Raw genomic sequence first — 13,734 nt, 5'->3', positions numbered from 1 at the left:
AAACATGTTGGCTGACAAGTAAATATGTCCTTTTAAGAACACAAAATTCCAATCGGCAGTTGAAAAATAGATTTCATAAAATGTAAGTGGTGTAGTAATTAATAACCATATCAACAATACACTGCTTATGTAAAAATTAATAGATTTAAAAAAAAGGAGTATTTTCTCTGTTTGCAGAACCTCAACTAAATATAAAATAACACCGAAAATAATTAATACTGATGTATTTATTCTTATAAAGGAAGAGTTTTTATTATAAAATTGATCTATATGTATTATGAAATGTAATACTGATAATACAATTAAAAAAATAGAAACATACCTAAATACTTTTTTAAATAATTTATTATTCAAAATTGCAAAGAAATAATAAAAATAAAAGCACATACTCGTGATTCCAAACAATGCGTACCACCAATAATTTTTTTCAAAAATGGTACCATCAATGTACTGAAAATAGCCAAAAGACTTTAAATATGTTGGGTATCGGCCTAAAAGATCAATACAAAAACTATAAACCAAGAAACATATAAAATATTTAACAGCCGTATGTTTATATTTTTTTAAGCAAAATAATCCTATTACGGCTGCTAAACCTTCTACGGAATAGGTTAAAACAAAATAATTCTGTTTTAAAAATTCCTCCATAATAATTTATTGTGGGTATGTTGCACTTGGTGGATGGCCTTCTCCTCCATAATCCAGACCATCACCACCTGGAATATCATTTTTCCCTCCTTTTGTAGACGATGAAGTAGACTCACCAGTTGGTACAAAAAACATTGTTGTATAGCCTGGCATTTTTTTACTTCCTTGTTGAGCTCCTAAATAAACACGAAGTCCATTCATAGTATACCCTAAAGCTGTTGACTGGCTATCAGCATATATTAAATAGTTTTTAATATCATCAACAGAGTACCAAGATGAGCGGTTATCTAAATTTGGACCTCCAAAAACAGAGTCGCTTACCAGTTCATAACGCATATTATATGCTGATGACAATACTTGAGCTTGACTTGAAGTAATAAGTCCTTGCGGTTTTGTAATAGGTGGCGGAGAACCAACATCTCCACAACAAGTACCACAAAAAAAGTAATACCCTAAAACACCCAAAATAATCCCCAAAAGAAGTGTTCCTAAATTTTTCATAAGTTTTAATTAAAAGTTGATTAATAACCCGCTAAAGGTAATAAAAAAATTAGCCTAACCAACCGTCCCTATCTAAACTTCTATACTGTATTGCTTCGCTAATATGGCTGCCTTGCACATCATCACAACCTTCTAAATCTGCTATAGTTCTTGCTACTTTTAAAATTCTGTCGTAAGCACGCGCAGATAAATTTAATCGCTCCATAGCACTCTTTAACAAAGCTTTTGATGCGTCGTCTAGTGCACAATATTTTCTTATTTGCTTTGTGGTCATTTGAGCGTTGTAGTGTATATTTTCATACGACTGAAAACGTGTTGTTTGATATGTTCTTGCTTTAGTTACACGCTTTCTAATATCTACAGAAGATTCCCCTTTTCTATCATCAGAAAGTTTTTCAAAAGGTACAGGCGTTACTTCTATATGAATATCTATTCTATCTAATAATGGCCCAGAAACCTTACTTAAATAACGCTGCATTTCAGCAGGACTTGATGTTACTGGCGCGTCAGGATCGTTAAAATAACCACTAGGACTGGGATTCATACTTGCTACCAACATAAATGACGACGGATAAGTTACTGTAAATTTTGCTCTAGAAATAGTTACCTCACGATCTTCTAACGGTTGCCTCATTACTTCTAGAACTTCTCGCTTAAACTCTGGTAATTCATCTAAAAACAATACACCATTGTGTGACAATGATATTTCACCTGGTTGCGGATAGCTACCACCGCCAACAAGCGCTACATTTGAAATAGTATGATGCGGACTTCTAAATGGGCGTTGAGCCATTAATCCGGTATGTTCTTTTACACGACCAACAACCGAATGTATTTTTGTTGTTTCTAATGCCTCGCTTAAGGTCATTGGTGGTAAAATACTAGGTAAGCGCTTTGCTAGCATTGTTTTTCCTGCTCCCGGCGGGCCTATTAATATTATATTATGTCCTCCAGCAGCCGCTATTTCCATACATCGTTTTATACTTTCCTGACCTTTTACATCAGCAAAATCAAATTCTGGAAAATCTAACTGTTTTTCAAATTCTTGACGTGTGTTAATAATAGTTTGTTCTAATGGTTCATTTTTATCAAAGTAATTGATAACCTGTTCTATTGTTTCTACGCCATAAACTTCAAGGTTATTGACAATAGCTGCTTCTTTGGCATTTTGTTTGGGTAGTATAAAGCCTTTAAAACCTTCTTCTCTTGCTTTAACTGCTATAGGCAAAGCACCTTTTATAGGCTGTAATGTGCCGTCTAAAGATAACTCACCCATGATTAAATAGCGATCTAAATTATCTGCTTGAATTTGATTGGAAGCAGCAAGAATTCCAATAGCTAACGTTAAATCATACGCGCTGCCTTCTTTTCGTAAATCAGCAGGAGACATATTTATTATAAGCTTCTTTCCTGGTATTTTATAACCATTATTTTGAAGTGCAGCAGCAATACGGTAGTTACTTTCTTTTATAGCATTATCAGGTAAGCCTACAAGATGATAGCCGATACCTTTATCTACATTAACTTCTACAGTAACGGTTGAGGCTTCAACGCCAAAAACAGCGCTGGCAAAAACTTTTTTAAGCATAAGTGATTGATTTGCTTAAAAATAGTAAAAAAAGTGAAATTAAAAATCTTGAATAAATGCTAAAGCTCTTGATTCATTATAATAAACACCTTTGTATAAATGAAAACCAACATGACCACCATGTTTAGGCATTTCTAAATACAAATTAGCATTGTTTTTTGCTTCTTTTACAGGATAACATTCTGGCGCTAAAAATGAGTCATTAAGTGCGTTTATAATAAGTGTAGGTATTTTGATATGAGGAAGAAATTGCAAACTACTACTCTGCTTATAATAATCTAAAGCGTCATTAAATCCATGAGCTTTAGAGGTGTAAATATCATCAAAGTCTTTTAAAGTTTTTATAGATTTTATTGTTTTTACCGAAAGCTTATCTGGATGATTTTTTTGTTTTATTAGTAATTTATTTTTTAAATCTGTTTTAAACTTATCATGATATGGTTTGTTTTTTAACGTATGAAGCTCTTTACATGAACTATATAAATCGCAAGGCACAGATACAGCAACTGCTGCTTTTATTTGGATTGGTAAATTTTCTCGTTCGCCCAAATATTTTAATGTAAGATTGCCTCCAAGACTAAACCCTTTCAAAAAAATGGTATCGTAAGCTTTTGTTTTTAAAACATGTTGAATAACAGCATCTAAATCCTCTGTTGCTCCTGAATGATATGATCTAAAACTTAAATTATCTTGTCCGCTACAACCTCTAAAATTCACACAAACAGCATCTATTCCGTTTTGATTAAAAAGTTTAGCTGTTCCTGTCATATAAGGGCGTTGTGCATTACCTTCTAACCCATGTAATAGAATAATTAACTTATTTGTCTTTGTTTTGGAATGACTCCAATCTAAATCTAAAAAATCGCCATCAGGTAGCGTGATACGTTCACGTTCTTGTATCAATCCGCTTACGTTTCTTATCAATCCAGAATACACAGTTGACACAAAACCATTTCTAAAAAAATACGGTGTTTTATAAGTAGACTCTAGTACGGGCATATTATACTTCTAATGTTGTAAACTGAAATGTTGTACCGTTAAATAATCCTTTATCACTCAATTTCAAGGATGGAATAACCAACAAAGCCATAAAACTTAATGTCATATATGGTGCATGCAATGTACTACCTAATTGTTTGGCAAGCTTATCTAATTCAGCATATTGTTTTCCAATAGTTTTGCCATCTTGATCACTCATAATTCCTGCTACTGGTAGTGGCACTACTTGTGACTCCGTCTCTGAAACGGCACAAATACCGCCTCTATTTTCTATAATTAAATTTACAGCTTTACAAATCATATCATCATTTGCTCCCACTGCAATTATATTGTGAGAATCATGGCCTACTGAACTCGCTATAGCACCTTTTTTTAAACCAAAATTCTTTATAAAAGCCATCGCTGGCTTATCGTTATTATATCTATTGACAACAGTCATTTTTAAAATATCCTTTTCAACATTAGAAATGATATTATCTTCTTCTATTAAGGCATCTTCAATTAACTCGTTGGTTACCAATTGTCCTTCTAATGCTTCTATAACACGTATTTTAGATGTATTTGAAGCAACTTTAAAATCTGATAACGATTTTTTATCTGTATTAAAGTTATTAAGAATTCTGAAAGGTGTTTGCTGAATTTTTGATTCGCCATGATCATAAACCAACTCACCGTTAATGTATGTTTGTAAAGCTTTGAAGTTTTTCAAATCTTCTACTATAACACAATCAGCTGCATCGCCCAATTGAAGTAAACCAACATCTAAATTGTAATGCCTAACTGGATTTACACAGGCAACTTGCAAAACTTTAAATATATCAATTCCTTTAGCTATAGCTCGTGCACAAAGTTTATTAATATGATCAATTAGTAAATCATCAGGATGTTTATCATCACTACAAAACATCATATTTTCAAAATGCTCTGGTAACAAATCAATTAAAGCTTCAAAATTTTTGGCTGCACTACCTTCTCTGATAAGTACTTTCATGCCTTTTTGTAGCTTTTCTAATCCTTCGTTATATGTAAAACACTCATGATCCGTAAAAATTCCCGCTTGAATATAGGTAGATAAATCATCGCCTCGAAGTCCTGGTGCATGACCATCTACAGGCTTATTGTAATGTTTTGCCCAAGCTATCTTTTTTATCACTTCAGGGTCATTATGAATAACACCTGGATAATTCATCATTTCTGCTAAATATGTAATATCTGGATTTGCTAATAATTGCTTTATACCTTCTGAATCAATAACTGCTCCTGCTGATTCAAATTGCGTTGCTGGCACACATGAAGGCGCTCCAAAATTAAACTTAAACGGCGTTTGCTTGCCATTTTCAATCATAAACTCAACACCTTCTACACCAAGTACATTAGCTATCTCATGCGGATCTGAAACTGTAGCAACCGTACCATGACAAACAGCTAGTCTAGCAAACTCACTTGGGACTAACATAGAACTTTCTATATGTATATGTGCATCAACAAAACCCGGAATAATATATTGATTTACATTGTGTTCTTTTTTATTAATAGCTGCTATTTTTCCATCCTTAAAGGTTATCTCTCCTTTAAAAATTTGTTTATTTACAACATCTACAATATGGCCTTGAATTTTCATAATATCATTTGTGTAAAGCTACAATAAATACATAAAAAAAAAGCGAGAACTAATCTCGCTTTTTAAGTAAACAAAAAGTCTGTTATTTTTTGAAAGTTTGAATACCTTTTTCTAACCAATCGTGATATTCATTAACATCTGGGGTATAACCAACTGGCTCGCTGATATCTTCGCCTTCAGTATTTTGAATAACATAAAGCGGCTGGGCATTTGTATTATAATTTAACTGCTGATATTCTAGCCATTTATGACCATATGTTTTTATAGTATTCCCTGTGATTTCAGATTCATATTGCTCACTTTCAGGAAGTTTTTTTCTATCATCAACATACAAAGATATAAGTACAACTTCTTCATTTAACTGTTGAAAAATTCGTTCTTCAATCCAAACTTGTTCTTCCATTTTACGACAGTTTACACAAGTTATCCCTGTAAAATCAAGCATAATTGGCTTATTTACTTTTTTAGCATACGCTAAACCTTCATCATAATCATGAAATGCAATTAAATCATGTGGACCATAATGTGCATTCTCTGGTAAATCTTTTTTAACAGTTCCTCCGGAAGCACTCACTTGTTTTTTTGTATAACCAACACCATAAGGTGATTCACTGTTTGTACTCATTGGCGGCGGAAATCCGCTAATAAGCTTTAATGGCGCTCCCCAAAGTCCTGGAATCATGTAAACTGTAAAAGCTAATGTAATTAAAGCCATACAAAGTCTTCCTACAGAAATATGCATTAAAGGTGAGTCGTGAGGAAGCTTTATTTTTCCTAAAAGATATAATCCTAAAGTTCCAAAAATAGCAATCCAAATAGCTAAAAATACTTCACGCTCTAGGAAATGCCATTCTAATACCAAGTCTATCATTGATAAAAACTTGAATGCAAACGCCAATTCTAAAAATCCTAAAACTACTTTCACGGTATTTAACCAACCTCCAGATTTAGGTAATGAGTTTAACCAACTTGGGAAAAATGCAAACAATGCAAATGGTAACGCAATTGCTGACGAGAACCCTAACATACTAATTATAGGAGCAATACCGCCTTTAGTCGCAGCATCAAGCAATGCGGTTCCTGCTATAGGAAATGTACATGAAAAAGAAACAACTGCTAACGCTAATGCCATAAAGAAAATTCCGATGATACCACCTTTATTTGCGCCACTATCAACCTTGTTTACCCAAGAGTTTGGTAACATTATTTCAAAAGCTCCCATAAAAGAAAATGCAAATATTAATAAGGCAACAAACATAATCGCATTAAAAACAACACCTGTAGAAAACTCATACATGGCATTACTACCAAAAATAGCTGAAATAGCGGTTCCTAAAAGGGTGTATATTACAATAATGAAAAAGCCATATAATAAGGCATTTTTTATTCCTGAAGCTCTAGTTTTACTTTGTTTTGTAAAGAAACTAACCGTCATAGGAATCATTGGGAATACACAAGGTGTTAGCAATACCAAAAACCCTAAAAAGAATGATGTAAAAAAGATAGACAACAAACTTTTAGAATTTGTTTCATTTGTATTGTCTTCAGAAACAGTCGTAGATTGTGTTTTTTCGTCTGAAGCATTCTCTAAAGAAGTTGTTGCTTCTTGGGTGTTTTCAAAATTAAACTCAACAACTTTTTGTGGATAAATACAACGTGCATCATCACATGCTTGATACAAAATTTCTACAGAAATAGTTTTCAGTTCTGGATTTAAAAGTTCTACTTTTTGAATAAATGTAGCTTCTTCATCAAAGTAATTTAAATCTACTTCAAAAACTTTATCATAAGATGTGATGTATGGACTCTCCTTAACATCGCCTATAAGTTTAATATTATCAACTGTATCAATAGAATCAAAAAGAAACTCTGTTGGGTTTGGTGTTATTTTATCGCCTACATCAGGTAAATGTTGTGAGTATAAATGCCAATGTGTTTCTATATCGGCTTCAAAAACAAGATTATATTCTGTGTCTGATAGTTTTTCTACCTTGGTTGTCCATGTTACAGGATTTAACATTTGTGCATGAGATACAAATGCAAGTATGAATACCGTTAGAAATAATGTTAGTTTGAGTTTCATTTAGTTAGTGTTATTTTTAAAATATTTGTTGTGCTGTTGGTAATCTTAAATCGGCTATCCATTCTGTAGCCAATTACCCAAACAATTTGTTCTTCTGAACACAAAAGTCTGACTTGCTCTTTAGCAAAAAGTGACAGTTTTTCGTCTTTAAAATATTTGCTAATTTTTTTTGAGCCTTTCATACCAAAAGGACAAAAATAGTCGCCTTTTTTCCACGTTCTTACAGTTAATGGGAATTTTAACAAATCTTTATCAACGTAAATATTATTTAAATCGTTATCTACAAAATCATTAACCTCTTGAAATGATAAAACACCTGAAGTAATTTTAACAGGCTCTAAATGGTTTACCAAAATTGGTGTTGATTCTGAATTAAGATTTTCAGAAAGTATTAAAAAATCTCGGTCTTTAAGTAAAACATGTGTTTGCGAACTAACTGATTTTCCAGATTGTGCATCTAGTAAGTTCGTAATATCATCCCAAGCTGTAAATCCGTAGTCATTAAGCAACTCATATAAGTACGCTTTAGGATTAGATAATTTTTTTAATGCTGAAATATCAAACATCAACATGCCTTCTTTTTCAGTAACAACATGTTTATAAACCTGCTTTAAAGCATCATGAATAATGGTTTTTGATGCTGATAAATGCTGTTGAGTTTTACTAAAATTTTCTAATAACTGCGGATTGATTGTTTTTAACGTAGGAATTACATCATGACGTAATTTATTACGCAAATATTTGGTTGATGCATTGCTACTATCATCACGCCAAGTAATTTTATTTTCTTGAGCATACGCCTCTATTTCTGTTCTAGAAAACGGTAATAACGGACGAACAATATTTTCATTTATTTCTGGAATTCCTGTTAAGCCTTCTAATCCGGTTCCGCGTGTAAGGTTAATTAAAAAGGTTTCTAAATTATCATCGGCATGATGTGCTGTTAAAATATAATCAAAATCTAACTGAACTGCTAATTCATGAAACCAAGCGTAACGCAATTCTCTTGCTGCCATTTGTGTTGAAAGCTTTTGGGTTTTAGCATAGACATTCGTATTAAAATGCTCTACAAATGCTTCTAGTTGTAAATTATCTGCTAGTTGCATAACAAAAGTCTCATCAGCATCACTTTCCTCTTCTCGTAAATGAAAATTACAATGTGCTAAACTCACATCAAGCTGTAAGTTATGGCATAAATGTGTTAGCACAACACTATCTATTCCTCCAGAAACGGTAATAAGAAGTTTGCTTTTATTTAAAAAAGGAAGATTGTTATTTATATGTGTTTTAAAGGCTTTGAGCATGTTCAAAAATAAGGTTAATTCTCTAAAACCTGACGCATCGCTTTAGCTTTTACCAAACATTCTTCATATTCTTTCATTGGGTCACTCTTTGCTGTGATTGCTCCTCCAACAGAGTAAGACACATACTTATTGCTATGATTGTATAAAATGCTTCTTATAATGACGTTAAAATCAAAATCTCCTTCGGGAGAAAAATAGCCAACAGCTCCAGAATACAAACCTCGTTTAGCGTCTTCTAACTTTTCAATAATTTTCATTGCTGAAACTTTTGGTGCGCCTGTCATGCTTCCCATAGGAAATGTTGATGCAATAATATCTATTGGATGTGTATCTTGTTTTACTTTTGATGTTACCGTAGAAATCATTTGATGCACTTGCGGAAATGTGTAAACCTTACAAAGCTCTTCTACATTTACAGAGCCTTTTGTGGCTGTTTTTGACAAGTCATTACGAACCAAATCTACAATCATGATATTCTCACTACGTTCCTTTTCATCGCTTGCTAAACGGGTTTTTAGTTCATGATCTTCTATGTTATTTTCAGAGCGTTTTGCAGTTCCTTTTATAGGCTGAGAAATTACAGTTGTTCCTACTTTTTTTAGATAGCGTTCTGGTGATGCTGACAACAAGTATGTATCCTGAAGTTTTAGAAAGGTAGCAAAAGGAGGTTTTGAAATGGCATCAAGTTTTTGATAGGTTGCCAATGGATTTATTTGCGTGTTTTCAGCATAAAACTCTTGACAAAAATTGGCTTCGTAAATATCTCCACGATGAATATGTGCCAAAACAGCTTCTACTTTTTCTAAATAAGCATCTTTATGTGTTCGTAATTTAATTTTTACTGGAGCCTCTGACACACTTGTATCTGCCTCACTAACACTTTGCTGGTTTATGGCTTCCAAATCTTCTTCAAACTCATCATCAACCATATTTAAGTAACTTATAGTTACCTCATTGCCATTAATAAAAAACAGTTTTTTAGGTTGAAAAAAGTATAAATCCGGAAACGCTAAACCATCAAAATTTTGAGACTCTAGCTGCTCTACATCATTTTTTAAATCGTAGGTTAGATAACCAAACAACCAATCACTTGTTGCTGTTTGATATTCTTTTAGTTTATTAAAAGCGTCTTTAAAATCTGTTTGAATACTTGTTAAAGCATCAACGGCCAAAACGGCATCAAAACTAGAGTGCTTCTCTGTATAATTATTAGAATCTAACCAAATAACTTCATGAAACTGTGTGCTCCAAGCTAAAAGTTTTTCTTTAAAAATTTCTATATTAGAAAACGTATGTTGCTGTATTGCTCTCAATCAAAAAAATTAGATGGTAAAGTTAATTAGAATCCATAAAATATTGCAATTTTTGTAAAGGTCTTTAAATAGCGCTTCTATGTATACATTAGAAAACTCATTACTTCAAATTACTATAAATCCTACTGGATCTGAACTACAAAGTATAACTTCAGTTAAGCATAACACGCAATTTATGTGGGACGGCAACCCTGACATTTGGAGTGGCTTTGCTCCTATCTTGTTTCCTATTGTTGGCGGTTTAAAACAAGACACTTATTATTTTAATAACAAAGCCTACAAGTTGCCTAGACATGGCTTTTATAGACGTAACAAAGACATTAAACTCTATAAACAAGGCGCTGATAGTCTTACTTTTAAACTTGAGTCAAACGATGAATTGTATCAAATATATCCGTTTAAATTTGAGTTTTACACCACATATCAGCTTAAAGAACATCATATTTTAATTACTCACAAAGTTAAAAACGTAGATACGAAAACCATGTATTTTTCACTTGGTGAACATCCTGCGTTTAAATGTCCTGTTTTTGACGGAGAAACGTATGAAGATTATATTTTAGAATTTGAGCATTCTGAAACATCAAAAACGCATTTATTAGATAACTCTGGATTATTAAACCTAGAAACACAAGCAATTTTACAAAACTCAAAAACGCTACAGCTGCATAAACAAATGTTTAATAATGATGCGTTAATTTTTAAAGATTTAGCATCAAAAAGTGTTACCCTTACAAGTAAAAACAAAGGACCAATACTAACAGTGACTTTTCAAGATTTTCCTTATTTAGGCCTTTGGGCAAAACCTCAAGCAAATTACATTTGTATAGAACCATGGCTTGGTATTGCTGATAACATAGATAGTAATCAAAACATTACAGAGAAAGAAGGCATCATAAAACTTGCGCCTAACAATGAGTTTCAGGCTTCATATGGCATAGAGATTAGCAAAAAGCATTTAGAATAAATAGAATAATAGTAGTAGCTTTGCATCAAAATACACATTGTGACTTTTCAAGATTTAAATTTAAACACACCGCTTTACAATGCTTTAGATGACTTAGGTTTTGTAACTCCAACACCAATTCAAGAACAAGCCTTTAATAAGGTTGCTTCTGGAAAGGATTTGGTTGGTATAGCACAAACAGGTACGGGAAAAACCTTTGCCTATATGCTACCTATTTTACGTCATTTAAAGTATTCTGAACAATTAAACCCAAGAGTTCTTGTACTAGTGCCTACAAGAGAACTTGTTGTACAGGTTGTTGAAGAAATAGAAAAACTAGCAAAGTACATCAATGTGCGTGTTTTAGGGGTTTATGGAGGTACAAACATCAACACTCAAAAACGTGCTGTTGCAGAAGGTCTTGATATAATTGTAGCTACACCTGGACGTTTATATGATTTAGCATTAAGTAGAGCTTTACAATTAAAATCTATTCAAAAAACAGTTATAGATGAAGTTGATGTGATGCTAGATTTAGGGTTTAGACATCAATTACTTAATTTATTTGATATTCTTCCTGAACGCAGACAAAACATTATGTTTTCTGCAACCATGACCGAAGATGTTGATGCTTTAATTACCGACTTTTTTATAGCTCCAGAACGTGTTTCTATTGCTGTGTCAGGTACGCCTTTAGAAAACATATCGCAAGTAAAATATCAAGTACCTAATTATTACACCAAGCTTAATTTAGCAACACATTTATTAGAAGATAAAGACACCTATAATAAAGTATTAATTTTTGTGGCTTTTAAAAAAATGGCTGATAGACTTTATGACGCCTTAAATAGTACGTTTTATGATGAAGTTTGTGTAATACATTCTAATAAAACCCAAAATTACAGATTACGAAGTATTGAGCAGTTTAGAGCTGGTGAAAACCGTATTCTTATTGCAACCGACGTTATGGCTCGTGGTTTAGATATTGATAACGTCTCTCATGTTATAAACTTTGATACACCAAACTTTCCTGAAAACTATATGCACCGTATAGGAAGAACAGGACGTGCTGAACGTGAAGGACACGCTCTTATTTTCAGTACAGAAAAAGAGCAAGATGCTTTGAAATGTATTGAAGATTTAATGCAAATGCAGATTACCGAAGCTTCAATTCCTGATGATGTGGCTATTTCAACTGAACTTATTGAAGAAGAACGTCCAGTAATAAAGGAACGCAATAATCCTTTAAAACGTCGTGACGAGGATGCTCCTGGACCAGCCTTTCACGAGAAAAAAGAAAAAAACAAAAAAGAAAACCTAGGTGGTTCTTATAGAAGAGAAATCGCTAAAAAATATAAAAAGCCTAAAACAAGAGGCGACAAAAATTTTAATAGACGTAAAAAAAGAAAATAAAAAAAGCCATCTTGATCAAGATGGCTTAAAATCTTAAAGTTTTTCTTAAAGTTTTAAATCTGCTATAATATCAAACTCGTCATAAATAACGTTGTCTTTTAGATTATCAAAAAAGCTTTTAGAACCATATCTTACATTATACTTACTACGGTCTATTTTTAACGTTGCCTTTGCATTATCTCCTTCTAAAGATAAATCAAAAGTAACAGGGTTTGTATTACCTTTTATTGTTAAATCTCCTGTAACTTTATAAGTGGTTTTGTCTGTAGGTTTTACACTAGTAAAAACAATTTTTGCAGAAGGATATGTTGCTACACCAAAGAAATCATCAGATTTTAAGTGACCATCTAATTTGTCTTTATATTCTCCTGTTAAATCTGTTGTATTAATAGATGTCATATCAATTGTAAAAGTTCCTCCTGTTAATACGTCATTATCAAACGTTAATATTCCCGATTTAAGAGCTATTGTTCCTTCGTGAGAACCTCCTACTTTATAGCCTTTCCAGTTAATCTTACTTTCTGTTGTACTTACATTTTTTTCTTGTGCGTTCATAGTTGTTGTGAATGTTGCAAATGCAATGATTGCTAATGTTATTCTTTTCATTTTTATATTGTTTATAGTTATAACTAATTACAATGCAAAGATGTTAAGACACTAGATGAATAAAAATGAAGTAGTTTATAAAATGATATTAAACTAGTTTAACTTTCTTGGGAAAGTTGCTTCTTTATTTTACTTAAAAACTCTTTGGTTATACCTAAATAAGATGCTACCAAATACTGTGGAATACGCTGTTCTATCTTGGGATAAGTTTCTTTAAAGAAAATATAACGCTCTTTGGCTGTCATACTAAAGTTTCTAATTATACGATTTAAAGCTGCTGACAAACCGCGTTCAGTAACTTTTCTAAAAAACCGCTCTAACTTTGGTACACGCTTAAAAACATCTTCTATAGTAGCGTGATGAAACTGTGCTAATGTTGTATCCTCCAAGCATTGTATATTAAACTCGGCTGGTGTTTGATTTACAAAACTACCAATATCAGAAACCCACCAATCTTCTACACCTAACATTATAATGTGCTCATTGCCTGTTTCGTCAACATAAAACATTTTAGTACATCCTTTTAAAATAAAGCTGCTGTGTTTACAAACATCACCTTGTTGAAGAATGTATTGACCTTTTAGGTATTTCCTTTCGGTTACGTTAGCAGATAGTATATTGATTTCCTCTGAAGTCAATTCAATATATTGCTCAATATAATTTAATAGCGGTTGAATGATTTGTTGTTTTTGGTAATTGTATGCCAAAAATA

General features: G+C 32.5%; 11 protein-coding genes. 2 read left to right on the top strand and 9 right to left on the bottom strand.

Going from position 1 to position 13,734, the window contains the following annotated elements:
• Positions 1-654 precede the first annotated feature (654 nt).
• From ACN5J3_RS10355 to pabB, 7 genes are all read right to left on the bottom strand, one after another.
• Positions 655-1,149: a hypothetical protein gene (locus ACN5J3_RS10355; protein WP_418510062.1), complete on the bottom strand. Its 495-nt coding sequence runs from the start codon at positions 1,147-1,149 to the stop codon at positions 655-657.
• Between the two features lie 49 nt (positions 1,150-1,198).
• A complete protein-coding gene (locus ACN5J3_RS10350) occupies positions 1,199-2,737 on the bottom strand; it encodes a YifB family Mg chelatase-like AAA ATPase (protein ID WP_418511699.1) in 1,539 nt (512 codons plus the stop codon).
• A gap of 39 nt (positions 2,738-2,776) precedes the next feature.
• Positions 2,777-3,736 (bottom strand): YheT family hydrolase, encoded by a 960-nt coding sequence (locus ACN5J3_RS10345; protein ID WP_418511698.1) that lies wholly within the window; start codon positions 3,734-3,736, stop codon positions 2,777-2,779.
• 1 nt (position 3,737) lies between these two features.
• Positions 3,738-5,357: an adenine deaminase gene (gene ade / locus ACN5J3_RS10340; protein ID WP_418511697.1), complete on the bottom strand. Its 1,620-nt coding sequence runs from the start codon at positions 5,355-5,357 to the stop codon at positions 3,738-3,740.
• Between the two features lie 82 nt (positions 5,358-5,439).
• Positions 5,440-7,440: a protein-disulfide reductase DsbD family protein gene (locus tag ACN5J3_RS10335; RefSeq protein WP_418511696.1), complete on the bottom strand. Its 2,001-nt coding sequence runs from the start codon at positions 7,438-7,440 to the stop codon at positions 5,440-5,442.
• Positions 7,437-8,744: a tRNA lysidine(34) synthetase TilS gene (tilS, locus tag ACN5J3_RS10330; RefSeq protein ID WP_418511695.1), complete on the bottom strand. Its 1,308-nt coding sequence runs from the start codon at positions 8,742-8,744 to the stop codon at positions 7,437-7,439. Before tilS ends, ACN5J3_RS10335 begins: the two co-directional genes overlap by 4 nt.
• A 14-nt stretch (positions 8,745-8,758) precedes the next feature.
• Positions 8,759-10,057 carry an aminodeoxychorismate synthase component I gene (gene pabB, locus ACN5J3_RS10325; protein ID WP_418511694.1) on the bottom strand — a complete coding sequence of 433 codons (1,299 nt, stop codon included), beginning with the start codon at positions 10,055-10,057 and terminating at the stop codon, positions 8,759-8,761.
• A 79-nt stretch (positions 10,058-10,136) separates the two neighbouring features.
• Here pabB and ACN5J3_RS10320 point away from each other — a divergent pair, with 79 nt between their 5' ends.
• Complete coding sequence (locus ACN5J3_RS10320) at positions 10,137-11,024, top strand: aldose 1-epimerase family protein (protein ID WP_418511693.1); 888 nt, start codon at positions 10,137-10,139, stop codon at positions 11,022-11,024.
• 39 nt (positions 11,025-11,063) lie between these two features.
• The gene (locus tag ACN5J3_RS10315; RefSeq protein ID WP_418511692.1) at positions 11,064-12,416 is read left to right on the top strand and encodes a DEAD/DEAH box helicase; all 1,353 of its coding nucleotides are present in this window, start codon (positions 11,064-11,066) and stop codon (positions 12,414-12,416) included.
• A 45-nt stretch (positions 12,417-12,461) separates the two neighbouring features.
• Here ACN5J3_RS10315 and ACN5J3_RS10310 read toward each other — a convergent pair whose 3' ends face one another.
• Together ACN5J3_RS10310 and ACN5J3_RS10305 are read right to left on the bottom strand one after the other, a co-directional pair.
• On the bottom strand, positions 12,462-13,022 hold the full coding sequence (locus tag ACN5J3_RS10310) for a YceI family protein (protein ID WP_418511691.1): 561 nt from the start codon (positions 13,020-13,022) through the stop codon (positions 12,462-12,464).
• Between the two features lie 98 nt (positions 13,023-13,120).
• Positions 13,121-13,729, bottom strand: coding sequence for a Crp/Fnr family transcriptional regulator (locus tag ACN5J3_RS10305; protein WP_418511690.1), 609 nt, complete (start codon positions 13,727-13,729; stop codon positions 13,121-13,123).
• Positions 13,730-13,734 lie beyond the last annotated feature (5 nt).

This window comes from Corallibacter sp. (assembly GCF_048381695.1).
Taxonomy (GTDB): Bacteria; Bacteroidota; Bacteroidia; order Flavobacteriales; family Flavobacteriaceae; genus Corallibacter; species Corallibacter vietnamensis.
The sequence above is the reverse complement of the archived record's forward strand: the minus strand, read 5'-3'. Positions and strand labels throughout refer to the sequence as shown.